We start from the raw sequence: 25057 nt of genomic DNA on the forward strand, positions 1-25057 counted from the left end.
CTTTGCCCGTGGCACATGGATGAAACCTACGTGAAGGTCAATGGCCGCTGGGCGTATCTGTACCGGGCCGTCGACAGCCGGGGCCGCACTGTCGATTTTTATCTCTCCTCCCGTCGTAACAGCAAAGCTGCATACCGGTTTCTGGGTAAAATCCTCAACAACGTGAAGAAGTGGCAGATCCCGCGATTCATCAACACGGATAAAGCGCCCGCCTATGGTCGCGCGCTTGCTCTGCTCAAACGCGAAGGCCGGTGCCCGTCTGACGTTGAACACCGACAGATTAAGTACCGGAACAACGTGATTGAATGCGATCATGGCAAACTGAAACGGATAATCGGCGCCACGCTGGGATTTAAATCCATGAAGACGGCTTACGCCACCATCAAAGGTATTGAGGTGATGCGTGCACTACGCAAAGGCCAGGCCTCAGCATTTTATTATGGTGATCCCCTGGGCGAAATGCGCCTGGTAAGCAGAGTTTTTGAAATGTAAGGCCTTTGAATAAGACAAAAGGCTGCCTCATCGCTAACTTTGCAACAGTGCCGTTTTACCCACACCACCTTTGCCCATCAGCATAATCAAACCGTGTTCACTGCGGGCGATATCATCAACCAGGACAGACAACGACATATTCTCTGGCTTGTTCTGTGTGCTTTGTTCAGGAAGCGATGTTATCTCAGCGTGTTCGTTGAGCAGGCCTTTCAATGCGGACACACCAACCATGTTCAGCGGCTGAAGGTATAAGTTGTCTGTCGGCAAATCAGATAATCTGGCAGGAAGATTTGCCAGCGCCTCTTGCTCCCGTTGCCATATTGCAGCGGCCAGTGCATCACGTTCTGTTTCGCTCGCAGGCAGGACACCGTTAATGACTAAATACTGATTTTTAAGGCCAATAGCTGATAATTCGCCATGAGTACGAGCGACTTCCTGCAGTGTTGATTTTTGCAATCGCGCGACCAGCACAAGGCGAGTTCGTTCAGGATCGGATAATGCCTCAACCGCATGAGCATATTGCTCACGCTGCTTTTCCAGCCCCGCCATCGGCCCAAGACAGGAAGCACCATCTGGGTTACTTTCGATGAAGCTGCTCCAGGCTCCGGGAAGCTGAAGAAGGCGAATAGTGTGGCCCGTTGGGGCAGTATCAAAAATGATGTGATCGAAGCGGGTCAGCAGAGAAGCGTCGGTCAGTAAGCCAGTAAACTCGTCGAACGCAGCAATCTCTGTCGTACAAGCTCCTGAAAGCTGTTCACTGATGCTGTTAACAACGTCATCAGGCAAAAGACCTTTAATAGGGTCAACGATTCTGGCGCGGTATTGCTGGGCGGCATCCTGCGGGTCAATCTCCAGAGCCGAAAGACCAGACACAGCAGTCACGGGCTGGATAGTTTTCCCGATAGTCTGATCGAATACCTGACCAACGTTAGAAGCCGGATCGGTACTGACAAGCAGGACGCGCTTGCCCTGTTCTGCCAGGCGTATAGCTGTAGCGCAGGAAATTGAGGTTTTACCTACTCCTCCTTTGCCAGTGAAAAACAGGTAAGGCGGGATATTCTGTAAAAAATGCATATGTTCTCCTGACATACTCAACAACAGGAAGTGTTACCACCACAGCAGCTTGTCGGAGCCACGCCCACTTTCTCCAGCGGAATACCTAACCAGCGAGCCAGTTCAGCACGTTTGGGATAACGCCCTGCCATCACCGTTTCGCCATCCAGCAACAGCAGCGGAAGCCCTTCGGCTCCAGAAGCTTCAAGGAATGCTTTCGCTTTAGCGTTCTCAACGAAGCTCATCGGCTGTTGCGCCAGGTTGTAACGTTCGATCTGAACCCCACGCCCTTTCAGCCATTGCACATCAGCAGAAAAATCGACCAGAACCTGATCAACATCTGAACCACAAACGCCGGTACTGCAGCACATCGCCGGATCAAACACGGTTAACGTTTTCATCTTTGATACCTCACATTCGTAAAATCATATATGTTCAGGCAAATTTTTTAGATACAAACAGCCTTACCGCTTCCAGAGCAGTTGGCTGATGCCAGCTTACGGGCGATGGTCTGCACGTCGTCCTGTTGGCTTAACCAGGCCTGCTCAATCACCTGAGCGGCCCAGGAAGGAATATGTGGGGATAAGCGGTAGTGAACCCACTTGCCCTGTTTGCGATCCAGCAACAGTCCACATTCCCGAAGCATCGCCAGATGGCGGGAGATCTTGGGTTGTGACTGTTCCAGTGCCGTGCAGAGATCGCACACGCATAGCTCTCCCATCTCTCTGAGCAGCAGTACGATACCCAGACGGGTCTCATCAGATAGGATTTTGAAAAGTTGTAGGGATGAAATTTGTGTCATTATACTCTCCTGCTTTGAATGGCGAGTTTCGCGCTTCTGAGGCTAAAAGTCAAAAAACACATATGTTTTTTCGTATCTATATGGGAGGGCTATTTCATGTAAGGATAGAAAACATGCTCTGTGGAGTGGGGGACAAATAGTCGTTGTTGGCTTCACGGCTACATTGTAGTGAAGCATAAAAAAAACGCTCCCGGGCAGGAGCGTAAGCCAGTGAATTTGGCGTCAAATGAGGGTCTTACAAGTGGAGCTGCGGGTTAATTCTGGGTGATCTGACTGCGATGCTTTTCAGCCTGCTGCTGGTGAACAACGGAAGACTGACCATTATTCGCCTTCTCATGCACTACTGCGGCCTTCTCATGCTCGCTCATTTCAGAAAATGACTTTGCTGTTTCGTTGGTAGCCCCTGGTTTAGCATTCATCATTTTTTTATGCATTTCAGCCATGTCCTGGTGAGCGGCAGAATTACTGTTTTGCATCATTTCATGGGACATTGCTGCCTTATCGTGGTCATTCATATCCATCATTTTCATGCTCTCTCCCTCAACTGTGCTTTTAACAGTTGAAGACTGCATCTGATGGGCCGGTGCCTGGGCATTATTTACCTGGTCATGCATGTTCATTGTCTCTGAAGCCATGGCAGATGAAGCGACAGCCATCATGGCAATAAAGGATACAAGAATCTTTTTCATGGTTGGGTCTCCGGTGTTTTCATACCCGAACAATCAATGCTAAAGCATTTGATTACAGGGCTGGTTAATCATCACTCCAGGAACCGGGCGATTGGGTTATCACGCTGGTCCTGATTTATGACTGATTATAAAAAACCGCCTCTGTTTATCGCGTGACTGAATGATGACAATTTTGTCACCTTTCAGGTTTCTCCTGAATAACGGGATTAATCCATTAACAGGCGCACTTTGAACACAATTTCCCGCCCCTGCTGTTCTGCTGACAGCTCGCCGCCGTGAGCATGAATGATCGACCTTGTAATTGATAATCCCAGCCCCGCGCCTTCCGTGTTGTGGACCCTTGATGAGTCTGCGCGATAGAACCGGTCAAACAAACGTTCAAGATTAGCGGGAACCGGGCCAGACATCGTATTGGTAATCATCACGTTCACACAGTCACTGTCACGCTCAAGGCGTATCGCTGTACAGGTGTTATCGGGAGAATACTTGATAGCATTGGAGAGCAGGTTACTGAAAGCACGTCGCAGCATATCGCTGTCTCCGGCAACAACGCCCTCTCCTTCAACCGTGATTGTCTTTCCTGTTTCGTCTGCCAGGGGCTCGAATAACTCACGTAATTCATTCAGTTCGGCGGCCAGATCCACATCATGTTTCTCCAGCTGCAGCAGACCATGCTCTGAACGTGCCAGAAAAAGCATGTCACTGGTCATTCGTGACAACCTTTTCAGTTCTTCCAGGTTAGCGAATAAAATTTCGCGGTAATGCGAAACCTCCCTTTCCTTAGCCAGTGCAAACTGCGTCTGCATCATCAGATTACTGACCGGTGTGCGCAATTCATGCGCGATGTCAGACGAGAAATCTGACAGTTTCCGGAATGACCCCTCCAGGCGATCGAACATGTTATTGAACTCCTGCATGGTCTCAGAGATTTCCGGCGGAGCCAGATCGGGATTAAGACGCTGATCCAGGCTATGCACCGTCATGGAGGAAGCCAGGCTGGTCATTTCCCGTAACGGTTTCAGACCAATACGTGTGGTCAGCCAGCCCAGAAAAATTGAAATAAAGACCAGACCTATATTGAACCAGAACAGCCAGGTGCTGAGTTTGTCCATAAACAGGGTGTGATACCCTGTATCCGTGGCAACCGTAATGATGAAATGTTTGCTTTTACCCTGTTCCGGAGTCACTGCAACCCGACGTGAGATGCTGCGGTAAACAGTATTATTTTCTTCAGTCTGGATCATATAGTCGAGAATATCACCTGACTTATTTAACAGGATCTCAGGGACCGCAGAATTTTTAGCATACAGCTCCACGATTTTTTCATTTTCCATGTTTTTTATAGATATGAATAATCCACTGTGCCCTATCATCGCATCATTTATTTTTTCTGATAATGATTTAATATCAGTTTTATTTTGGAACGTTTCTGCTTTCAGAAACTCTTCAGTAAGCTGAAGTTTACCTGTCAGAAAATCCCGATCCTGATTATCGAAATAGCCATTAAGGGTGCTAATCAGTAAAAAACTTGATAACCACCATACAGTCAGCATAACTGCAGAAAAAATCAGACTCAGGCGCGTGGTCAGGGAAATTTTGAATCTCACTCTTCTCTGATCTCCAGAATATATCCGGCACCGCGCACGGTATGGATCAGTTTTGGCTCATAGTCATCGTCAATTTTGCTTCTGAGCCGTCTCACGGCAACATCTATCACATTCGTATCACTGTCAAAATTTATATTCCAGACCAGTGACGAGATAAGACTTCTGGGTAACACTTCTCCGGTGCGTTGCAGCAGCAGTTCAAGCAGAACGTATTCTTTGCCGGTGAGATGGATCTTTTTACCTGAGCGTGTCACTGTCCGCCGCACCATATCGACGGTCATGTCAGCTATGGTGCAAACCGTGGCAGTCTGTGAACGGGCCCGGCGCAATAAGGTTCTTACCCGTGCAACCAGCTCTGTAAAATCGAAGGGCTTGATAAGATAGTCATCTGCGCCAAGCTCCAGCCCTTTCACTTTGTCCCGTACGTTGTCCTTTGCGGTTAAAAACAGGACCGGTTCTTCGTGCCCGGACTCCCTCAGTGCGCTGATGATTTGCCACCCGTCGAGGAAAGGCAGCATCACGTCCAGTATTATCAAATCATACTGTCCTTTCGACGCGGCCCCGAGACCATCGCGGCCATTATCAAAGAGATCGGCCTGATAGCCCTCCTCAACCAGTCCCTGCTGCAGGTAACTACCTGTTTTATGTTCGTCTTCAACGATTAAAATACGCTGCATGGTTAACTCGATGATATGATGGTAAAAATATTACGGATCACTAGCTTGCCTGAGACGGAGCAAGCGTTCCTAGCCAAGATACAGCCCCCAGAATGGCGACCGCAACGAAGAATTCTGTCAGGATGCTGTTTCGCATCATGGCAACGCTGCGAACATAATTCCCTTCCCTGACCATAACTTCAAGGCGGGGGCCAAGGTGAAACCGGTTTGCTGCAGCCAGCAGAAGCATCAGAACAAACAGAGCCGTTTTAGCAAGCAATATGCCCCCCCAGGCACTGTTGAACAAGGGGGTTAAGTTACCTTCAGCAATATACAGATAGTTGACCAGCGCACTCAGGATCAGAGCCACAACAATCACCGTTCCTGCGGTTGCAAATTTTGCCAGAGAGTCAGATATCACACTGACGCTCTGTGCATTATGCGCGTTTCTGCGCATCAGCAGGATAGCAAATGCAACCAGAGCACCTGTCCAGGCACCTGCAGCGCCGAGATGAGTTAGATCGCCCAGTAAATGGAGGTAGTAATGCAGACCGTCATGCATGACGGCGTGTCCTCCCCAGGCAAGTGTAGCCAGCGCCACGCCCCCACTCATCGTCATTAGCAGGCAGGACAATACTCTCTTATTAGTGTAAAGGAACAAAGCACCGAGTGTGGTAAACAGGGCACAGAGCCTGACAATCCAGCTAATACCTACATCAGTTTCTTCTATAACCATCTCGATAATATGGATGGATAATTCTCTGAGATCAGTTACTCCGCTCATGGCATTAGATACCAGGAGCATATTAATGCCAGTAAGAATGATGCCTGCAACAACAGCAAAGGTTATAAACGACCTGAAATTAGTCAGGTTATACGCTTCATGTCTTACACCGCTTATTCCATATATCTGAAAAAATGGCAATCCAAATATTACCATCAAATCAAGATAAAGAAGAAAACGAATAACAATCATAATCAGTTCGTTCATGATATTACTTCACTGTGAAAGTGTAATTACCGGTAATCGGGTGCGTATCTGAAGAAACCGCGCGCCAGTCAACACGATAAGTGCCAGCGGGTAAAGGTTCTCGCGGAATAATGACCATCGATTTAGGGTCAGCGCCTGGTGCCACTTTTGCCGCGACTGGCATCGGAGAATGTGATGACATGCCTTTCATACCCGTCATCGTTAATTTTGCACCTGAGAATTTCACGGTCAGATTTTCCGTGAAATTTAGCTGAATCTTTTCCGGGGCCGCTACAGCTGAATCAGCCTGTGGAACCGAGCTTTTTAATTCCGGATGGGCCATAGCAGAAAAAGCGACGCCCAGAACCAGGCCACCTGTAAGAGTGGCTTTATGTAAAATCGACATATTATTTACCTGTTTAGTTGAGTGTTTTAAGTCAATGCATTAAAACCAGATTCTGGCTCCCGCCAGGAATACTACCTGATGGTCTTTCTCACCCTCTCTTTTCGCCATATCGGATGTTTTCCCGTAAAGCTGATTCCAGGAGACGCCTACATAGGGTGCAAACTCGCGGCGTATTTCATAGCGCAACCGGAGCCCCAGCTCTGTGTCAGCTAATCCCCTGCCGCGCCCCCGCGATTCATCATCCTGACTGTAGAAATTCACCTCATAGGATGGCTGGAGTATGAGCCGGTTAGTAAGTAAAACGTCGTATTCTCCTCCCAGACGCAGAGCGGCTTTTCCACCATTACTGACAAAACCCGTAATTTCAGACTCAAAATTATAGAGCGCAAGTCCCTGAAAACCGACAGCAGCCCAGGTCTGGGCTGACTCAGGTCTGAATTCCTGCCTGACACCCGCAACCAAATCCCACCATGGGCCAACCGCATGTCCCCAGAGTAACTGGGCTTCTGCCGTCTCTGTTTTTCCCCCGCTTCGTTCACCTTCGCTCTTTAGCCAAAGCCGGTCTGTGTCGCCTCCGATCCAGCTGTTAACGCTCCAGCTGAAATTGTTGCTGTTATCCGACCGTTGCCATTCAAGCTGATCCAGCAGAACCAGATAATTAATTGCACTGTCGTGAATTGCATGCCCCTGTAAATTGCCGAATGCAGCCTTTCGGTCGGCATTGGTAACTGGCGGAATTGGCGTTCTGCTCTCTGTCACAACGGGCTCCATGGACGTCATCTCAGTGAAGTTCTCATCCGCTGACATCTGCATAGCTGACATGTCGTGCCCGGCGTGGGGGTCTGCAGACACTGAGCCCGCTGCGATCGAAACCTGTGAGGTAAACAAACCGGCGAACAAAACCGGTATGGCCTTAAAATTTCTCTTCATTCGCATCATTCCTCCACCCGAACTTCACGAAACATTCCCATTTCCATGTGATAGAGCAAATGGCAGTGATATGCCCAGCGGCCAAGCGCATCTGCTGTCACTCTGTAACTGCGTTTGGTACCAGGAGGAACATCTATTGTATGTTTACGCACCATGAAATTACCGTTTTCATCTTCCAGATCGCTCCACATACCATGCAGGTGAATGGGGTGAGTCATCATGGTATCGTTGACCAGCGTGATTCTGAGTCGCTCACCGTATTTCAGCAGCACAGGTGCGGCATCGGAAAACTTAATGCCATTAAATGACCAGGCAAACTTTTCCATGTGCCCGGTTAAATGCAGTTCTATCGTTCGTCCGGGTTCACGTCCGTCAGGATCCTCAAAGCGGCTTTTCAAATCCGCGTACGTGAGAACCTTTCTTCCGTTATTTCGAAGACCAATACCCGGATCGTTTAATTTCGGAGAGACGCTCATCGCCTGCATATCAACCAGCGGGTTATCCGTTTCTGACGCAGGATGACTTTGCATTCCCGGCATTCCGGCCATCTGGGAATGATCCATACCGGCCATGTTGCTGTGGTCCACTGGCGCGGAGGATGTCCCGCTTTCCGGCAGGTCAGCGCCATCCATAGACATCATCTGTCCGCTGTTATCCATGCCTCCCATCTGGCTGTGATCCATTCCTGCCATATCATGTCCCATTCCTCCCATACCCATATCTTCCATGGTCAGAAGAGGACGAGGATCGAGAGCGGGAACGGCAGCACTTAACCCCTCTCTTGTGGCCAGAGTCCCGCGAGCGTAACCGGTTCTGTCCATGGATTGTGCGAAGATGGTATAGGCCTCACCCTGCGGCTCCACGATGACATCATAGGTTTCGGCAACTGCAATCCTGAATTCGTCAACGGTGACCGGATTGACATACTGACCATCTGCAGCCACAACCGACATTTTGAGCCCGGGAATGCGGATATCGAAATAGGTCATTGCCGAGCCGTTGATAAACCGTAAGCGTATTTTTTCACCCGGACGGAACAGTCCGGTCCAGTTTTTCAGCGGGGCCTGTCCGTTCATGAGATAGGTGTAGGTGTAACCGCTGACATCCGCGAGGTCAGTTGGATTCATTTTCATTTCAGCCCACATTTTCCGATCGGCAATGGTGGCTGACAGCCCCCTGGTATTCACATCACGGAAAAAAGAGCCAACGGTTGGTTTATTGAAATTGTAGTAATCCGACTGTTTTTTTAATTTTTTCAGCAGATGCTGAGGATTTTCATCGGTCCAGTCAGACAACATGATCACATGCTCACGATCGTAAGCAAAAGGTTCAGGCTCCTGGGCATCGATAATAATGGCACCGTATACCCCTTCCTGTTCCTGAAGACCGGAATGGCTGTGGTACCAGTAAGTCCCGTTCTGCTTAACCTTGAAGGTGTAGACGTAGGTGTCATCAGGCTCGATGCCCATAAAACTCAGTCCCGGTACACCATCCATATTGGCCGGAAGAATAATGCCGTGCCAGTGAATGGATGTCTGCTCATTGAGCCGGTTTTTGACCTTCAGGGTAATAGTTTCACCTTCTTTCCAGCGAAGGACGGGCCCCGGCAGGCCGCCATTGATGGTTTTGGCCTGGCGCTGACTGCCGGTGATATTGACGGTCGTTTCACCAATGGTCAGGTCAAACTGAGTACCCTCCAGGGATGCTGCAGGTGGCAGGCTCAGACTGGAACGTGCATTGAAGCTCCATACGCCAAGACTTCCGGCTACACCAGAGAGGGTCAACCCCTTCAGGAAAGTTCGTCGAGACGTTTTGAGTTGCATGGCGATCCCTTAATTAAAATATGGTTAATGGCAGAGATAGAGAACCGATTTGAATTAGATTCATTCTCCTGCAATGAAATGAAGCTAGCACACCTTACAAAACAAATTCATTACAATTGTGTAATGTAACTGGCTATATTACATTTATGTCATCTTTCCCACGTGTCTGTTATTTTTATATATGATTATGTGAGCCTCTTTTTATTTGTCAGGAAAGGTATTTTATTATGAAAACATTAATTGCTGTCACTGCGTTAACCTCTTTATTATCCGGGGCGGTTTTTGCCCAGTCCAGTAACATTGCGCACGACGCACATCGTTTCGTCAATAATGCCTCTGCAATTTCCCATGTGAACGCGGCTACGCATGAACAGAATACTGATGAAAAAAATAAAGATATAGCGACTCCGTTTTCTGAAATGAATGAACATGAAAGAGCTATTATTGCTCATTCATTTATGAATAATAGCGCTTCTTATCCACATCAAAAAATGATTGAGGAACATAAAAAAATGCTGAACGAAAGTGAAGCAAACACAAAAAACTTATCCTTTAGCGAACTGAATGCCGGTGAGAAAGCTGCACTTATACATGAGAGTGTCAATAATGCAGGTGCCGAAGCTCATCAAATACAGGCAAAAAAACTTCGAGAATTGTATGAAAGCGGCAAGCAGTAAGCGACTTCTGCTCCCCCCTGGGATGAGGTGACGATTTTACTGGCAGGTCACTATGCGGGGTTACGGCATAGTGACCTGCATAATTAACGCTACTCATCACTATCGGGCCTGTCATACAGTTCCCAGAGCTTCAGGAGCAAACGGGAAACAAGATATGTTACAAAAATGATGACCATCAACGGTGCTCCCGATTAACTGACAGATGACACGCCTCCAGAAAACCCCTAGCATACGCCGCAGTGTTCATGCTAACGGCGAATTCCAGTAAATGTATTCTACCGATGTCGTAAAAGAAAATGCCTACCTTTCAGCCACCCGCTCGGGCCTGGAATCGAACGAGATCGCTACCCTTCAGCGCTCTTTGCCTTCCCGGTTTAATCTTCGGCATTTGAAAAAAAATGAATCATTAAAACTCGTACTGCAAAAGAAAGCGGGAAAATCACGTGTCGTAGCCTATAAATTTACGTCCGGTTCATTTAATTACACGGCGTATCGTATATCAGACAAAAAGTTCTATAACCTTTCCGATACTTCCGGGAAAGGCAGTCTCGATTATCCGTTACCGACCACAGCAAGACTAAGTTCGCCTTTCAATCCTGCAAGACTTAACCCGGTATCGGGAAAAGTGAGTCCCCATAATGGCATTGATTATTCCATGCCCATGAACACGAAAATAGTTAGCGTCATCGACGGAAAAATCACCCGGGCCGAATACAACAGTACTATGGGATATTTTGTTGAAGTAACGGGAAAAGCCGGTGTTAAAACTCGCTATCTCCACCTCAATAAAATACTCGTTACTAAAGGGGCCAGGGTTACCCGGGGAGGCGCTATTGCGTTATCCGGTAACAGCGGACGTTCATCCGGTCCTCATCTACATTACGAGCTGGTCATCAATAACAATCCTGTTAACTCGCTGGCGTTCCGGGCAGCGGTACCCGCTGATAACAAACTCGAACAGCATGCCTTTGCGCATGCCAGAGACTACGAACGATACCTGGACTGATAACGGGACCGCGACGCGGCCCCGTCTGCCGGATTAATTTTTTTTATCGTTTTCACTTCCGTGATGTTGATGATCTCCATGCCCTCCGTGTCCGTGGAAAAGATGCATTAGCGGGCAGACCAGCAATAACAGATATGGCCAGTAACCTGCCACATGTGACCAGTGTTCGCGCAGGAGGGCAAATGCCGCGATCGCGGCGACTGCAATAAGAGCATAAGTTGTACTTTTCATTCCGGACTCCTTCTGTTCGTAACTGGCTCTTCATTCAGGGTTATTTCCCGAGCCTGACCCTTTTCAGACGCAACGCATTTACAATGACGCTGACGGAGGAAAGAGCCATGGCCGCCGCCGCAATAACTGGCGACAGCAGTATTCCATATACCGGGTAAAGCAGACCAGCAGCCACGGGCACGCCAAGTGCGTTGTAGATAAATGCAAAAAACAGATTCTGCCGGATATTTGTCATGGTGATTTCTGACAGATGACGTGCTCTGTTCAGTATCATCAAATCGCCTTTGAGAAGGGTAACGCCGGCACTTTCTATTGCCACATCTGTACCCGTTCCCATGGCTATACCCACGTCAGCCGCCGCCAACGCCGGGGCATCATTCACACCGTCTCCGGCCATCGCAACCACATGACCAGACTCTTTCAGTCGGGTTATCACTGCTTTTTTGCCATCAGGCAGAATCCCGGCTTCAACCTCATCTATTCCCAGTTTCCGTGCGACTGCTTCAGCAGTAAGCTGGTTATCCCCGGTGAGCATAACAATGCGGATCCCCGCCTGACGTAACGCTTTTAGCGCATCCGGCGTAGTTGCTTTCACGGGATCCGAGATAGCTATCAGGCCTGCAAGGTGCCCGTCTGTAGCCACATAGATAACGGTAGCGCCTTCCATCCGCAACGTATCTGCAACGGCCTTTTGATTATCAATAACGATCCTGTTTTCCTGCATAACCAGCTCATTACCGATAACAACCCGTTGACCTTCAACATCGCCTGAGACACCTTTACCCGACGGGGCATTGAAATTAGTGACTGCGGGTATCGCGATCCCCTTTTCCTGTGCTGCTTTAACTACTGCCATACCCAGCGGATGCTGCGAGCCTTTTTCCACTGCGGCCGTTACACGTAAAAGAGATGTTTCACCACCCGGACTGAGACTGATAATCCCTGTCACCGTCGGCGCACCTTCCGTGAGCGTGCCTGTTTTATCGACAACCAGCGTGTCCACTTTTTCAAGGCGCTCCAGCGCTTCGGCATTCTTGATTAACACCCCGGCCTGGGCTCCTTTGCCTACCCCCACCATTATCGACATCGGCGTGGCCAGCCCAAGCGCACAGGGACAGGCAATAATCAGGACCGATACAGCAGCAATCAGACCGTGCGCTACCTTGGGCTCGGGCCCCCAGACAGACCAGATCACGAAAGCAACAACCGCGATAAGTATCACCAGAGGAACAAACCAGCCTGAGACGCTGTCAGCCATTCTCTGGATGGGGGCACGCGAACGCTGTGCATCAGCGACCATCTGAACAATTCGTGAGAGCATCGTTTCATCACCGACTTTCTCTGCACGGATGATAAGACTACCTGTCTGATTAATGGTCCCGCCGATGACAGGGTCACCCTCCGTTTTGGTAACCGGCATTGACTCCCCGGTTACCATCGATTCATCAATGGCCGTTTTGCCTTTGATCACGATACCGTCGACCGGAACACTCTCTCCAGGCCTGATGCGGAGCTTATCGCCAGGCAGGACATCTTCAGCATTAATGTCCGTTTCATGACCATCATCATCCAGTCGTCTGGCGGTTTTGGGAGCAAGGTTCAGAAGTGCGGTAATGGCGCCCGACGTTTGTTCCCTTGCGCGTAATTCAAGGACCTGTCCCAGCAGAACAAGCACCGTGATAACAGCGGCGGCTTCAAAATAAACGGCCACCAGGCCATCCATGTTTCTGAACGATGCAGGAAACCAGGAAGGGAAGACGGTTGCAATGACGCTGTACACCCAGGCTACACCGGTCCCCATTGCAACGAGAGTAAACATATTCAGGGAGCGGTTACGCAACGACATTCCGGCCCGGGCGAAGAATGGCCAGCCACACCACAACACGACAGGAGAGGCCAGAAGTAACTGCAGCCACGTGTTGTACTGTGGCGGTACTGTATTCCTCAAAGCGGGAAACAGATGAGAACCCATTTCGAGTATCAGAACCGGAAACGCCAGCAACAACCCCAGCCAGAAGCGTCTTGTCATGTCGCGAAGTTCATCACTCGTCCCCGTGGATGCCGTAGCTACGAGCGGCTCCAGTGCCATTCCACAGACAGGACAGCTTCCGGGACCACTACGGCGTATCTCCGGATGCATCGGACATGTCCACACACCTTCAGAAATCTCTTTCTCCGCCTGGCGGTGAGACTGTTTTATCTTATCAGGGCTGACTTCATGGTGGTCGTGGTGATGGTGATGTTCACTGGCATCTTCGGTAAAATAATGATCGGGATGGGCTTTAAATTTGCTCTCACAGCTGGCGGAGCAGAAATAAAGCTGATGGTCCTGGTATCGAATGCTGCTGTGCGCCTTGTCAGGCAGGATGACCATCCCGCACACGGGATCTCTCACCTTATGCAATGCGTGACTCTCGTCCGGGGATGATGTCTGCTCAGAAGCAGTCTGGTTGTTATGTTCCACTGCATTGTCATTTTTCACAGTAACTCTCCTTATGCATATCTGAAGCATTTTCTGTCTTCAGGATATGTCATGGATGCGATTACCACGAATGCCGCCGGCATAAGAGTGCCTGCTGCCGGCGTCCCGTTATCAGCCGTTCCGCTGACTATTCGATTCGCTGGAAGACTTTTTTACTGCCCTCCGGTGAGAATGCGATAACATCGTAAGCCTCTTTTCGGGCCCCCATCTCCATTCCCGGACTTCCTGCTGGCATACCGGGGGTGGCGAGACCGTATATACCCGAACCAGACTGCATGGCCTTATGTATCGTTGCCGCAGGCACATGGCCTTCAATGATCAAATTACCTACAACCGCGGTATGACAACTTCGTAGTCCAGCAGGAACAGCATGCTTTTCTTTCAGGGCTGACAGCGCCTGATCATTCATGACGTGAGTTCGCACTTCGAACCCGTCTTTTTCCATCGCTTTGCCCCACAGGGAACAACAGCCACAGTTTTCAGATTTGTACATATCAATGACTTTTTCACTCGCCATTGCAGGCAGTGACAGGCCGAGAGCCAGGGCCATTAGAACCACTTTTTTCATACTCACCTCTGTATATTATCGATATAAACCCTGACGTCAGGGTGAATCAGTGCAGAAGGACGCCCACTGGGGGCGCCCTTTCAGGGTTATGACACGCTTTTTTTATGTCTGCGCAGCCAGATTAATTTGTAGGCGGCAGGAATAATGAACAGGGACAGCAGCGGAGCCGTGATCATCCCACCAATCATTGGCGCAGCAATACGGCTCATGACTTCTGAACCTGCGCCGGTTCCCCAGAGTATTGGCAGCAGACCCGCAATGATCACCGCCACGGTCATGGCTTTCGGCCGGACACGCAGTACGGCACCATGATAGAGGGCTTCATCAAGACCTTCCGGTGTGAACGTCTCTTTACGGGACAATTCCGGGTGCGCTTCAATGGCATGACGCAGATACATCAGCATGACCACGCCAAACTCTGCTGCCACCCCGGCCAGGGCGATAAACCCGGTTCCGGTCGCCACTGACATATGGAAGCCCTGCCAGTACAGGAACCATATTCCGCCAACCAGGGCGAACGGCAGGCTCATCAGGATCAGCAGGGCTTCGTCAACCCGGCGGAATGCCAGATACAACAGGATGAAAATGATCATCACCGTCATCGGCACCATCAGCTTCAGTTTCTTGTTGGCATGCTCAAGCAGTTCAAACTGTCCGGAGAATGCCACACTGGTTCCCGGTCTCAGTTTCACTTTCTCGCTGATGGCCGTCTTAATGTCGTTAACCACCGACACCATGTCCCTGCCGCGGGCATCAACATAAATCCAGCTGGCTGGCCGGGCATTTTCGGTTTTCAGCATGGTTGGTCCAGAAACGACGTTAATATCCGCGACATCGCCCAGCGTGATCTGCTGCTTCATCGGGGTCAGGATCGGCATCTGTTTCAGCGCCTGCGGACTGTTCCGGTAATCCTGCGGGTAGCGAATGTTAATAGGGTACCGGGCCACCCCTTCAACCGTCTCACCCACCATAGCACCTCCGATTGCTGAAGAGACGAACAGCTGGACATCACCTACCGTCATCCCGTAGCGGGAGGCTTTCTCCCGGTTGATATCGATATCGATGTAGCGCCCGCCCTCAAGTCGCTCAGCCAGGACAGACACCACGCCAGGCACGGTTTTGGCTACCGCCTCGATACTCTGCGCCGTCGCGTCGATATCGGACAGAACAGTCCCGGACACTTTGATACCTATCGGGCTTTTGATCCCGGTTGAGAGCATATCAATACGGTTACGGATAGGCGGCACCCAGAGGTTTGCCAGACCCGGTAAACGGACTGTCCTGTCGAGTTCATCAATAATCTTGTCAATTGTCATGCCGGGACGCCACTGATCCTCAGGTTTGAGCTGGATCGTGGTTTCCACCATTTCGAGCGGCGCGGAATCCGTTGCGGTCTCTGCTTTACCGGTCTTGCCAAATACAGAAGCCACTTCAGGAACGCTTTTGATTAACTTGTCTGTTGTCTGCAGGAGCGCTGCAGCTTCTGCCGGAGAGACGCCAGGCAAGGTCGACGGCATATACAGCAGATCGCCCTCGTTAATCTTCGGCAGAAATTCACCGCCCACCTGACTCAGTGGCCAGATAACCGTGAAAATGGACAAGGCCGCAACCAGCAGGGTTGTTTTTGGCCAGTGGAGGACCCGCAGCAGCAAAGGATGATACGCTTTGATCAGCACCCGGTTCAGGGGGTTACTTGTCTCGGCAGGAATTTTCCCCCGGATCCAGAATCCCATCAGAATAGGAATGACGATGATGGCCAGTGCGGCCGCTCCCGCCATGGAGTACGTTTTCGTGAATGCCAGCGGGCCAAACAGACGACCTTCCTGCCCTTCCAGGGTAAAGATAGGAATAAAGGACAGGGTGATGATCAGCAGGCTAATGAACAACGCGGGTCCCACTTCCACGGAGGCGTCGGTAATCACCTTCCAGCGGGTGGCGTTGTCAATCTGCTCACCCGGATGCTGATGATCCCACTCCTCAAGCCGTTTGTGCGCATTTTCAATCATCACAATGGCGGCATCCACCATCGCACCGACGGCAATCGCTATCCCTCCCAGCGACATGATATTGGCGTTCAGTCCCTGGAAGTGCATGACGATAAAGGCGATACACAGGCCAAGCGGCAGAGAGATAATCGCCACCAGGGCAGAACGTACGTGCCACAGGAACAGAGCACAGACGATGGCCACCACGATAAACTCTTCCAGAAGTTTGGAACTGAGGTTATCAATCGCCCGGTCGATTAACTGGCTGCGATCGTAGGTGGTCACGATTTCAACGCCTTCCGGCAGGCTGGCCTTCAGCGTCTCCAGTTTATCCCTCACTGCCGTGATAACGTCGCGCGCATTTTTACCCGACCGCAGGATCACCACGCCGCCAGCGACTTCTCCCTGGCCGTTCAGCTCGGCAATACCACGCCTCATTTCGGGCCCGGTCTGCACGCGGGCAACATCCCGCAGATAAACCGGCACGCCGTTCTCACCTGTTTTCAGGACGATGTTATTAAAATCATCAATGCTCTGAAGATAACCGCTGGCACGGACCATATACTCCGCTTCGGCCATTTCAACGGATGAGCCACCGGCCTCCTGGTTAGACGATTCAAGTGCCTGTTTCACTTCGGGCAGGCTGATACCGTACTGGGACAGTTTTACCGGATTGACCTGAATCTGGTACTGTTTCACCACGCCGCCAACCGAAGCGACCTCAGCCACGTTCGGGATGGTTTTCAGCTCAAATTTCAGGAACCAGTCCTGCAGAGAGCGCAGTTCTGAAAGGTCGTGTTTTCCGTTGCGATCGACAAGGGCATATTCAAAAATCCAGCCCACACCCGTGGCATCAGGACCGATTTCAGAACTCACACCGGCAGGCAGTTTTCCCTGAACCTGATTCAGATATTCCAGCACGCGGGAACGGGCCCAGTACAGATCGGTGCCGTCTTCAAAAATGACATACACATACGAATCCCCGAACTGTGAAAAACCACGCACGGTTTTTGCGCCAGGTACGGACAGCATGGTGGTGGTAAGTGGATAGGTGACCTGGTTTTCTACAATCTGCGGGGCCTGGCCGGGATAGCTGGTTTTGATAATGACCTGCACATCTGACAGGTCAGGCAAGGCATCGACCGGCGTGTTAATAATCGTCCATGTACCCCAGATGCTGAGAAACAGGGCCCCCATCATGACCAGGAAACGGTTGGCGACAGAGCGCCGGATAATCCATTCAATCATCGTCGTCTCCTCAGTGCCCTGAATGCATATTTACAGGCTGGTCAGACATTGCTGGCATACTGCTTTCTGTTTTTTCAGGGTGGCGCATACGTTCCAGCGCGCCCGTAATATTGGCTTCGGAGTCAATGAGGAACAGGCCACTGACCACCACGGTATCGCCTTCATTCAGGCCGGAACCGATGCCGGACTGTTGCTGTGATTCATGCAGAACGTGGATCTGTTTCGGCACAAACTTGCCTTCATCATCAACAGTAATCACGCGCTGTTCTTTGCCGGTATCGATAACGGCCTGGCTTGGTATCAGCAGCATCTCCTGGCTCTTGGTATTCAGTTTCAGATAGGCATTCATGCCCGGCTTGAGAAACTCATCCTTATTAGAAACCTGGAGACGGACCTGAAGCGTACGGGTTGTCTGATCCACGCTGGGAAGAATGTTCCATTTTTCGACATGGAATGTTTTATCCGGATAAGCCGGTACCGAAATTTCAAACTGCGACGTATCTTTCAGCAGATATGCGATAGATTCTGGCACTGCAGCGCTGATCCAGACCGGGTCCATTCCCTGAATCTGAGCCACCACCTTATCTTTCGAAATATTCATGCCGGTGCGCAGGTCAAATGCAGTAATGACACCATCAATAGGTGCTTTAATGGTAAAACGGGTCTGAATGCTCCGGGTAGAACGCAGTCTCTGAATATCCTCTTCCGGCATACCTGCCAGGCGAAGCCGTTCCAGAACGCCTTTAATTTGCGTGGAAGTACCACCGGTGCTGGATAACAGAAGGAATTCGCTCTGTGCTTCCACCCAGTCCGGAATGGTAATATCGATAAGTGGCGTCCCCTTCTTCACATGATCGCCAATCGTCATGGGGTAGACTTTTTCGACAAACCCGTCAGAACGCGCCTGCACAATAACAAACTGATACTCGTTATAGCTGACATTAGCCGGGATTGTCTGAGAATAATTCAGCATTCCTCGCGTGACTTTTTGCGTTTTTAATCCCAGATTCTGAACCTGGGTTGGGTCGATACGGATCCCGCCACTGCTTTTATCGCCACTGTCATCAGCATATTTTGGCACCAGGTCCATATCCATAAAGGGCGATTTTCCGGGTTTATCAAATTTGGTATCCGGTTTCATAGGGTCATACCAGAAAAGTACCTTTTTCTCCGGTGCCTTTTGTTCTGCTGGTACTGTTTTTTGTGATGAGTTTAAATACTGCCAGGCAGTAACCGATATCAGCCCCCCTGCTATGAGGCTGCTGATAATTATTGCAGCATATTTTATCTTTAAAGAAGCCATACAATTTCTCGCTGAAAAATCAAAAAACCTGGCATATGCGCACGATCATTCATTCACAGTAATCCCATAATGAATGTTCAGGCGCACTGGATGTATTCGCTCCGGACTGTTAATCAGGATTGCGTAACGTTAATGCTTTTGAGTAAGGAGATATTGCCCTGCTGAATAAACGAGAAATCGACATGGTTGCCGGTTTTCAGGGCATTGATAGCGTCGTCTGCATTAACAAAAGTGAAGCGCATGGTCATTGCAGGCCAGCCCACCGCCGGGATTGCTTCGTGCGAAATGGTGATTTTTTTACTATTCATATCAATGTCTTTAACGATACCGGTGCCCTTGATAACCTGCTGTACCGAAGCATCACTGGCAGCATTCATATCGCCATGCTGATGTGTTTCAGCATGAAGACCGGCAGAAAACATGACAGAGAAGGCACCAAATAAAACGGCTTTAAGTGAATTACGCATTTTAATTTCCTGATTAATTGAATAAATTTACTCTACCCAACCGCCACCCAGCGCGGTAAACAGATTAATTTCGTTAACCTGTCGGGAATAGGTAAGATCGAGAATGGTTTGCTGCGTCGCGAAGAGGGAACGTTCTGCATCCAGCACTTCGATGTAACTGACAGCACCACTTGCATACAATCCTCTGGCACGCTGTAGAGTTATCTGAAGTGAATCAAGATAACGCTGCTGTGACTCAAGTTGCTGGCTAAGGCTGTCGCGCAGCGCAAGCGTGTCGGAAACATCCTTAAAGGCTGACTGAATTTTTTGTTCGTAATTAACCACGGACTGTTGCTGGCGAATTTCAGCCAGCTTCAGATTGGCTTTGTTCCTGCCAGCATTAAATATAGGAATTTCAATTTTAGGAATAAAATTCCACATTCCACTTCCTGACGTAAAGAGGCTGGACAGCTCCGTACTGCTTGAGGAGAGACCACTGGTCAGGGTAATGGACGGGAAAAAAGCCGCTCGCGCTGCGCCAATATTGGCATCAGCCGCTTTCAACTGGTATTCCGCTTCCATAATATCCGGACGCTGCAGCAATATTTGTGACGACAGATTTGGTGGCAATTTTACTGGTGCGATCTCCCCACCTTTAATCCCTTTTTCTGACGGAACTGCGCGGTACGTTCCCAGCACCAGTTGCAGGGCATTGTTTGCCTGAGCCAGATCGCCTTCTCGTTTGGCTATTTCGGCGCGGGTACTTTCGATTTGCCCCCTGGCTTGTTCAAGCGCCAGAACGTTCGTACTCCCGGTCACCAGTTGTTGCTCAACGAATGCATAAGACTGTTCATAATTTTTCAGCGTTTCCCGCGCAATACGGAGTTGTTCGTACGCCAGTTGCTGGCTGAAATAGCTCTGTGAAACGTTGGAGACCAGCAGGATGTGTACGGCACGACGGGCTTCTTCGCTGGCAAAGTAGTTCTGGCGATCAGCCTCACTCATGTTCTTAAGTTTGCCAAAAAAATCGAGCTCATAGCTGAGCTCCAGACCCGCGTCGTACTCCTGTGTGGTCGGCTTGTCACCTTTCAGACCACCGTTGTATGTGATCCCGGATGAGGCATTCAGTTGGGGATAACGATCTGCATCCGTGACGTTGAACTGGGCCCGGGCCTCTTCAACCTTCAGGGCAGCCATTCTCAAATCACGGTTATTATTCAGGGCTTCACCGATCAGCCTGCTGACCTGGGGATCGACAAAAAAGTTTCGCCAGCCCGTATCCTGATAGCTGTTTACCGCAGGCGTCAGACTGTTTTTAGACAATGAAAACTGCTGGGGAACCGGAGCTGGCGGACGCTGATATTCAGGTGCCAGAGAAACACAACCAGCCAGGATGAATATGGTACTGATGCTGAGTAATTTTAATTTGAACATAACGCTTCTCGTACAGGCAGACCTGGTAAATGGTTCAAACGAAGTCCAGAGTATTGATAGGGGTACTTTACCTAACGCTCTCTGTTTGCCGGGTGACAGGATAATGACAATGTTGTCATTTTTGCTGTAATCCGTTGATAACGATCGTGGGCGCAATAGAATGACATTAGCAGCCAGCCGGGGAGCAAGATGAAAATATTGATCGTCGAAGACGAAATTAAAACAGGTGAATATCTCAGCAAAGGGTTTACAGAGGCAGGGTTCGTAGTGGATCACGCTGATAATGGTCTTACCGGATATCATCTCGCCATGACAGCCGAGTATGATTTAGTCATTCTGGATATCATGCTACCTGATGTGAACGGCTGGGATATCATCCGCATGCTGCGCACTGCCGGAAAGGGTATGCCGGTCTTACTGCTGACAGCCCTCGGCACGATCGAACACAGGGTCAAAGGACTGGAACTGGGTGCGGACGATTATCTGGTTAAACCCTTTGCGTTTGCCGAACTGCTCGCCCGGGTGAGAACCCTTCTGAGGCGGGGAAACACGATGATCACGGAAAGCCAGTTTAAGGTGGCTGACCTCTCGATTGATCTCGTATCCAGAAAAGTCAGTCGCGCCGGAAACCGCATTGTGCTCACCAGTAAAGAGTTCAGCCTGCTGGAATTCTTCATTCGCCATCAGGGAGAGGTTCTTCCCCGCTCCCTGATTGCCTCTCAGGTCTGGGACATGAATTTTGACAGCGACACTAATGCGATCGATGTCGCAGTAAAGCGACTCCGCGCTAAAATAGACAACGATTACGAGACAAAGCTGATCCAGACAGTCCGGGGCGTGGGCTACATGCTGGAGGTCCCGGATGCATAGCAAACCTTCCAGACGCCCTTTCTCACTCGCTCTGCGGCTGACCTTTTTTATCAGCCTGTCCACGATACTGGCTTTTATCGCCTTCACCTGGTTTATGCTGCATTCTGTTGAAAATCATTTTGCCGAGCAGGATGTCAGCGATCTTCAACAAATCAGCACCACACTGAACCGTATACTGCAGTCCCCGGTGGATCCGGATGATAAAAAAATAAGCAAAATAAAGGAATCAATTGCCAGCTACCGCAACGTTGCCCTTTTGCTCCTCAATCCCAGGGGTGAAGTGCTCTTTAGCTCAGCTCAGGGGGCGGCACTACGCCCGGCAGTGAATTCAGCAGATTTTAGCGAGCACAGCCGCGCACGGGATGTCTTTCTCTGGACGGTGGAGGATCCTGCGGGACCGATGGATACCGGGTCCGAAATGAAGATGGAAACATACAGGATTATCGCCTCCTCTGGTCAGGCGATATTTCAGGGCAAACAGCAGAACTATGTCATGCTGACTGGCCTATCCATTAATTTCCATCTCCATTACCTCGATGCGCTGAAAAAGAACCTGATTGCGATTGCCGTCGTGATAAGCCTGTTGATTGTTCTGATCATTCGAATCGCTGTCCGTCAGGGGCACCTGCCCCTTCGTAATGTCAGCAATGCCATTAAAAACATCACCTCCGAGAATCTTGATGCGCGACTGGAACCGACACGCGTTCCCATTGAGCTGGAGCAACTGGTTATCTCGTTCAATCATATGATTGGAAAGATTGAGGATGTCTTTACCCGCCAGGCCAATTTCTCTGCCGATATCGCGCATGAGATCAGAACGCCCATCACCAATCTGGTGACGCAGACTGAAATCGCACTGAGTCAGGATCGAACACAGAGGGAACTTGAGGATGTCCTCTATTCCAGTCTTGAAGAGTATAACCGGATGACCAAAATGGTCAGCGATATGCTGTTCCTGGCACAGGCAGATAATAATCAGCTGATACCTGACAGGGTCATGTTTGACCTCAGAGCGGAAGTCATGAAAGTCTTCGAGTTTTTCGAAGCCTGGGCCGAAGAACGCAATATCACGCTCAAATTTAACGGGATGCCCTGCCTGGTTGAGGGAGATCCACAAATGTTCAGAAGGGCGATCAATAATCTGTTATCCAATGCCCTGCGTTATACTCCGGAGGGACAGGCCATCACCGTCTCAATAAGAGAGCAGGAGAGCTTTTTTGACCTTGTGATTGAAAATCCGGGGAAACCAATCCCTGAAGAGCATTTATCAAGGCTGTTTGACCGTTTTTATCGGGTAGATCCGTCCAGACAACGAAAAGGAGAAGGCAGCGGCATCGGCCTTGCGATTGTGAAGTCCATCGTGGAAGCACATCACGGAAGAGTGCAGGTGGAATCGGACGTACGTTCAACTCGTTTTATCCTATCCGTGCCCAGACTGGAGAAAATGATTCCGGAAACCCAGTACTGAGAATAAAGATTTAAATGACAAAGATGTCATTAGCCTGTCATGCAGCAAACAGAAGCCATTCGATATAATTAGTGCAACTTATCAGGAAGGCATTATTACTTCATCCATACACGGCATCAGCACAAGCCAGGAGTTGTATTAAAGCCTCATCCTGGCGGAATAAGGTCTGTAGAGTTGTCAGTTGTACTACTGAGGACACAGATCGAAATTCACGGACATCACTAATTCAGAAATGGAGAGTTACCATGAAAAATATCGTCTTAGCATCAGTGTTAGGTTTGAGCTTAATTTCTACGGCCTGGGCCACTGAAACTGTAAATATCCATGAGCGTGTCAATAATGCTCAGGCTCCGGCCCATCAGATGCAGTCTTCTTCAACTCCAGCCGCCATCCAGGGGGCAGCTCCACGGATGGCCGGTATGGATCAGCATGAACAGGCTATTATTGTTCATGAAACCATGAACAATGGTTCAGCAGATGCACATAAAAAAATGGCGGAAAGTCATCAGAAGATGATGGGAACTGGCACCGTTAACGCTTCCCGTCCGGCGACTTCGTTTGCGGCGATGAATGAACATGAAAGAGCAGCTGTTGCCCATGAATTTACGAATAACGGTCAGTCCGGCCCCCATCAGGCTATGGCTGATGCACACCGCCGCATGATCAATGCGGGCTGATGACAACTGAAGTTTCCGTGCGGTTACCCTTTCCTTGATAGATTGTCCCTTATACGGATATGTTGTTATTTTTTGCCCCCTTCAGGGGGCTTTTTTGTCTGACTCAGCTAAACTTATCCGGTAACCATCTGAAAGGGTTTATTATATGAAAATCACAAATTCGCTTTTTGTTATACTGATGTTATCCCTGCCAGCGATTTCCGCAGAACATTCAGAAATGAAAATGTCAGATATATCCTCATCGGCATCGTCATCGTCATCGTCATCGTCATCGTCACAGGAATATATGTCCGGCATGAAAGGTATGCATGACAAAATGATGGCCGCTGTAAAAGAGTCCGATCCCGACAAGGCTTTTGCGAAAGGCATGGTAGCACACCATGAAGGGGCAATAGCAATGGCTGAGACCGAGCTAAAATACGGAAAAGATCCGGAAATGAGAAAGCTCGCGCAGGACATCATTAAAGCTCAAAAAGGTGAAATTGAGCAGATGAATAAATGGCTTGGTAATCAAAAATAATGATTGCGGAAATAATATATTGCGCGTACAGTCAGAGTGTTCCCGGGCACGGGAACCTGTTAATCGTTAATTAATCAAAACCCGATTCATTTCGGGTTTTTCCTTTTACCCCCCCCAACGCATGCACTGCACCGAGTGAAATTCACCTGAGCCAATTCTGCTTGCTTATTATTTCGATGGGAATTGCTGATTTTAATTAAGTCTATGTTTTAAAGGTGTTTCTCATGCCTGGGTTTGGCAGGGGTTCGTCCTGTTCTCTGGTCATGCGCAATGGCAATTCGCAGTCAGGGCTCAAGACTACTTTTACCTCTTTTTTAACAGAAAGTTTCTGGACCCGATACTTGCCGGAAACATCATCTGCTGTTCATCCCGACCAATAAAACGAAGGTATCACTCTCGTTTGAATCTCACTTACTTTCCATTTTGTAATAAAGAATCAAGTTTTCCAGTGATATATCAATACCAACTTTTTTTAATAACCTTTTTCGCGCAGTGTATATTTCTTTCAGCATATCTTCATAACCCTGACCAAGGTGAATTTGTTTATGGCAATTGCAACACAGAGATATGATATTTTCTTCAACATCAAGAGATGTGTCAAAAGCATCTTGCCTGGACATAGGTACAATGTGATGAGGGTGATGCTGCCAACTTACTGATTTAGTGTATGATGGTGTTTTTGAGGTGCTCCAGTGGCTTCTGTTTCTATCAGCT

24 protein-coding genes and 1 pseudogene are annotated in these 25057 nt (G+C 49.4%); 7 read left to right on the forward strand and 18 right to left on the reverse strand.

Annotation, left to right across the window (positions count from 1 at the left end):
* Positions 1-492: IS6-like element IS26 family transposase (locus tag OGY19_RS12135; RefSeq protein ID WP_054623806.1), on the forward strand; the 492-nt coding region annotated here is incomplete at its 5' end.
* A 45-nt stretch (positions 493-537) separates the two neighbouring features.
* Here the strand turns inward: OGY19_RS12135 and arsA are convergent.
* The 10 genes and pseudogenes from arsA to pcoA form a co-directional block, all read right to left on the reverse strand.
* Positions 538-1566: pseudogene (gene arsA, locus OGY19_RS12140) on the reverse strand (arsenite efflux transporter ATPase subunit ArsA); the annotation flags it as partial.
* Positions 1567-1583: 17 nt separating this feature from the next.
* Positions 1584-1946, reverse strand: a complete 363-nt coding sequence (gene arsD, locus OGY19_RS12145; RefSeq protein ID WP_008786785.1) for an arsenite efflux transporter metallochaperone ArsD — start codon at positions 1944-1946, stop codon at positions 1584-1586.
* Between the two features lie 47 nt (positions 1947-1993).
* The gene (gene arsR / locus OGY19_RS12150; protein ID WP_008786784.1) at positions 1994-2347 is read right to left on the reverse strand and encodes an As(III)-sensing metalloregulatory transcriptional repressor ArsR; all 354 of its coding nucleotides are present in this window, start codon (positions 2345-2347) and stop codon (positions 1994-1996) included.
* A 254-nt stretch (positions 2348-2601) separates the two neighbouring features.
* Complete coding sequence (locus OGY19_RS12155) at positions 2602-3036, reverse strand: PcoE/SilE family metal-binding protein (protein ID WP_008786783.1); 435 nt, start codon at positions 3034-3036, stop codon at positions 2602-2604.
* A gap of 206 nt (positions 3037-3242) precedes the next feature.
* Complete coding sequence (pcoS, locus tag OGY19_RS12160; RefSeq protein WP_008786782.1) at positions 3243-4643, reverse strand: copper resistance membrane spanning protein PcoS; 1401 nt, start codon at positions 4641-4643, stop codon at positions 3243-3245.
* On the reverse strand, positions 4640-5320 hold the full coding sequence (gene pcoR / locus OGY19_RS12165) for a copper response regulator transcription factor PcoR (RefSeq protein ID WP_008786781.1): 681 nt from the start codon (positions 5318-5320) through the stop codon (positions 4640-4642). The genes pcoS and pcoR overlap by 4 nt, the downstream gene beginning before the upstream one ends.
* Positions 5321-5360: 40 nt before the next feature.
* The gene (gene pcoD / locus OGY19_RS12170; protein WP_230586310.1) at positions 5361-6239 is read right to left on the reverse strand and encodes a copper resistance inner membrane protein PcoD; all 879 of its coding nucleotides are present in this window, start codon (positions 6237-6239) and stop codon (positions 5361-5363) included.
* 55 nt (positions 6240-6294) lie between these two features.
* Positions 6295-6675, reverse strand: coding sequence for a copper resistance system metallochaperone PcoC (pcoC, locus tag OGY19_RS12175; RefSeq protein ID WP_032951225.1), 381 nt, complete (start codon positions 6673-6675; stop codon positions 6295-6297).
* Between the two features lie 39 nt (positions 6676-6714).
* Positions 6715-7605 carry a copper resistance outer membrane transporter PcoB gene (gene pcoB, locus OGY19_RS12180; protein WP_074147394.1) on the reverse strand — a complete coding sequence of 297 codons (891 nt, stop codon included), beginning with the start codon at positions 7603-7605 and terminating at the stop codon, positions 6715-6717.
* A 5-nt stretch (positions 7606-7610) separates the two neighbouring features.
* Complete coding sequence (pcoA, locus tag OGY19_RS12185; protein ID WP_008786777.1) at positions 7611-9428, reverse strand: multicopper oxidase PcoA; 1818 nt, start codon at positions 9426-9428, stop codon at positions 7611-7613.
* Positions 9429-9655: 227 nt separating this feature from the next.
* On the opposite strand from pcoA, the gene OGY19_RS12190 reads away from it, so the two are divergent.
* Together OGY19_RS12190 and OGY19_RS12195 are read left to right on the forward strand one after the other, a co-directional pair.
* Positions 9656-10105, forward strand: a complete 450-nt coding sequence (locus tag OGY19_RS12190; RefSeq protein WP_008786776.1) for a PcoE/SilE family metal-binding protein — start codon at positions 9656-9658, stop codon at positions 10103-10105.
* A 268-nt stretch (positions 10106-10373) separates the two neighbouring features.
* Positions 10374-11111, forward strand: coding sequence for a peptidoglycan DD-metalloendopeptidase family protein (locus tag OGY19_RS12195; protein ID WP_032951218.1), 738 nt, complete (start codon positions 10374-10376; stop codon positions 11109-11111).
* Between the two features lie 33 nt (positions 11112-11144).
* Here the strand turns inward: OGY19_RS12195 and OGY19_RS12200 are convergent, their stop codons facing one another.
* The 7 genes from OGY19_RS12200 to silC all read right to left on the reverse strand — a co-directional run bounded on the left by OGY19_RS12200 (position 11145) and on the right by silC (position 20808).
* Complete coding sequence (locus OGY19_RS12200; protein ID WP_000843494.1) at positions 11145-11342, reverse strand: DUF2933 domain-containing protein; 198 nt, start codon at positions 11340-11342, stop codon at positions 11145-11147.
* A gap of 40 nt (positions 11343-11382) precedes the next feature.
* Complete coding sequence (gene silP / locus OGY19_RS12205; protein ID WP_143188264.1) at positions 11383-13854, reverse strand: Ag(+)-translocating P-type ATPase SilP; 2472 nt, start codon at positions 13852-13854, stop codon at positions 11383-11385.
* Between the two features lie 97 nt (positions 13855-13951).
* Positions 13952-14392, reverse strand: coding sequence for a DUF411 domain-containing protein (locus OGY19_RS12210; RefSeq protein WP_002436620.1), 441 nt, complete (start codon positions 14390-14392; stop codon positions 13952-13954).
* Positions 14393-14478: 86 nt separating this feature from the next.
* A complete protein-coding gene (gene silA / locus OGY19_RS12215) occupies positions 14479-17625 on the reverse strand; it encodes a Cu(+)/Ag(+) efflux RND transporter permease subunit SilA (RefSeq protein ID WP_000574021.1) in 3147 nt (1048 codons plus the stop codon).
* A 10-nt stretch (positions 17626-17635) separates the two neighbouring features.
* Entirely contained in the window at positions 17636-18928 is a 1293-nt protein-coding gene (gene silB / locus OGY19_RS12220) for a Cu(+)/Ag(+) efflux RND transporter periplasmic adaptor subunit SilB (protein ID WP_024562062.1), read from the reverse strand.
* Positions 18929-19041: 113 nt separating this feature from the next.
* The gene (locus OGY19_RS12225; RefSeq protein WP_001246152.1) at positions 19042-19395 is read right to left on the reverse strand and encodes a Cu(+)/Ag(+) efflux RND transporter periplasmic metallochaperone SilF; all 354 of its coding nucleotides are present in this window, start codon (positions 19393-19395) and stop codon (positions 19042-19044) included.
* 27 nt (positions 19396-19422) lie between these two features.
* Positions 19423-20808, reverse strand: coding sequence for a Cu(+)/Ag(+) efflux RND transporter outer membrane channel SilC (gene silC, locus OGY19_RS12230; protein WP_001507116.1), 1386 nt, complete (start codon positions 20806-20808; stop codon positions 19423-19425).
* A 189-nt stretch (positions 20809-20997) separates the two neighbouring features.
* On the opposite strand from silC, the gene silR reads away from it, so the two are divergent.
* From silR to copM, 4 genes are all read left to right on the forward strand, one after another.
* The gene (silR, locus tag OGY19_RS12235) at positions 20998-21678 is read left to right on the forward strand and encodes a copper/silver response regulator transcription factor SilR (RefSeq protein WP_032951211.1); all 681 of its coding nucleotides are present in this window, start codon (positions 20998-21000) and stop codon (positions 21676-21678) included.
* Positions 21671-23146, forward strand: coding sequence for a copper/silver sensor histidine kinase SilS (gene silS, locus OGY19_RS12240; protein ID WP_007374412.1), 1476 nt, complete (start codon positions 21671-21673; stop codon positions 23144-23146). Before silR ends, silS begins: the two co-directional genes overlap by 8 nt.
* 245 nt (positions 23147-23391) lie before the next feature.
* A complete protein-coding gene (gene silE, locus OGY19_RS12245) occupies positions 23392-23823 on the forward strand; it encodes a silver-binding protein SilE (RefSeq protein WP_007374411.1) in 432 nt (143 codons plus the stop codon).
* Positions 23824-23968: 145 nt separating this feature from the next.
* Positions 23969-24343: a CopM family metallochaperone gene (copM, locus tag OGY19_RS12250; protein WP_064375608.1), complete on the forward strand. Its 375-nt coding sequence runs from the start codon at positions 23969-23971 to the stop codon at positions 24341-24343.
* A 407-nt stretch (positions 24344-24750) separates the two neighbouring features.
* Here the strand turns inward: copM and OGY19_RS12255 are convergent.
* On the reverse strand, positions 24751-25057 hold a 307-nt coding region (locus tag OGY19_RS12255; RefSeq protein WP_247753129.1), incomplete at its 5' end, for an HNH endonuclease.

It is taken from the genome of Citrobacter sp. Cy070 (assembly GCF_030332245.1).
In the GTDB taxonomy this organism is placed as follows: domain Bacteria; phylum Pseudomonadota; class Gammaproteobacteria; order Enterobacterales; family Enterobacteriaceae; genus Citrobacter; species Citrobacter youngae.

Excerpts from the sequence above, each read along its gene's own strand:
- arsD (WP_008786785.1), bottom strand. The coding sequence starts at position 1,946 with ATGAAAACGTTAACCGTGTTTGATCCGGCGATGTGCTGCAGTACCGGC.
- arsR (WP_008786784.1), bottom strand. The coding sequence starts at position 2,347 with ATGACACAAATTTCATCCCTACAACTTTTCAAAATCCTATCTGATGAG.
- OGY19_RS12155 (WP_008786783.1), bottom strand. The coding sequence starts at position 3,036 with ATGAAAAAGATTCTTGTATCCTTTATTGCCATGATGGCTGTCGCTTCA.
- pcoR (WP_008786781.1), bottom strand. The coding sequence starts at position 5,320 with ATGCAGCGTATTTTAATCGTTGAAGACGAACATAAAACAGGTAGTTAC.
- pcoD (WP_230586310.1), bottom strand. The coding sequence starts at position 6,239 with ATGGTAATATTTGGATTGCCATTTTTTCAGATATATGGAATAAGCGGT.
- pcoC (WP_032951225.1), bottom strand. The coding sequence starts at position 6,675 with ATGTCGATTTTACATAAAGCCACTCTTACAGGTGGCCTGGTTCTGGGC.
- pcoB (WP_074147394.1), bottom strand. The coding sequence starts at position 7,605 with ATGAAGAGAAATTTTAAGGCCATACCGGTTTTGTTCGCCGGTTTGTTT.
- pcoA (WP_008786777.1), bottom strand. The coding sequence starts at position 9,428 with ATGCAACTCAAAACGTCTCGACGAACTTTCCTGAAGGGGTTGACCCTC.
- OGY19_RS12190 (WP_008786776.1), top strand. The coding sequence starts at position 9,656 with ATGAAAACATTAATTGCTGTCACTGCGTTAACCTCTTTATTATCCGGG.
- OGY19_RS12195 (WP_032951218.1), top strand. The coding sequence starts at position 10,374 with ATGTATTCTACCGATGTCGTAAAAGAAAATGCCTACCTTTCAGCCACC.
- OGY19_RS12200 (WP_000843494.1), bottom strand. The coding sequence starts at position 11,342 with ATGAAAAGTACAACTTATGCTCTTATTGCAGTCGCCGCGATCGCGGCA.
- silP (WP_143188264.1), bottom strand. The coding sequence starts at position 13,854 with ATGCTTCAGATATGCATAAGGAGAGTTACTGTGAAAAATGACAATGCA.
- OGY19_RS12210 (WP_002436620.1), bottom strand. The coding sequence starts at position 14,392 with ATGAAAAAAGTGGTTCTAATGGCCCTGGCTCTCGGCCTGTCACTGCCT.
- silA (WP_000574021.1), bottom strand. The coding sequence starts at position 17,625 with ATGATTGAATGGATTATCCGGCGCTCTGTCGCCAACCGTTTCCTGGTC.
- silB (WP_024562062.1), bottom strand. The coding sequence starts at position 18,928 with ATGGCTTCTTTAAAGATAAAATATGCTGCAATAATTATCAGCAGCCTC.
- OGY19_RS12225 (WP_001246152.1), bottom strand. The coding sequence starts at position 19,395 with ATGCGTAATTCACTTAAAGCCGTTTTATTTGGTGCCTTCTCTGTCATG.
- silC (WP_001507116.1), bottom strand. The coding sequence starts at position 20,808 with ATGTTCAAATTAAAATTACTCAGCATCAGTACCATATTCATCCTGGCT.
- silR (WP_032951211.1), top strand. The coding sequence starts at position 20,998 with ATGAAAATATTGATCGTCGAAGACGAAATTAAAACAGGTGAATATCTC.
- silS (WP_007374412.1), top strand. The coding sequence starts at position 21,671 with ATGCATAGCAAACCTTCCAGACGCCCTTTCTCACTCGCTCTGCGGCTG.
- silE (WP_007374411.1), top strand. The coding sequence starts at position 23,392 with ATGAAAAATATCGTCTTAGCATCAGTGTTAGGTTTGAGCTTAATTTCT.
- copM (WP_064375608.1), top strand. The coding sequence starts at position 23,969 with ATGAAAATCACAAATTCGCTTTTTGTTATACTGATGTTATCCCTGCCA.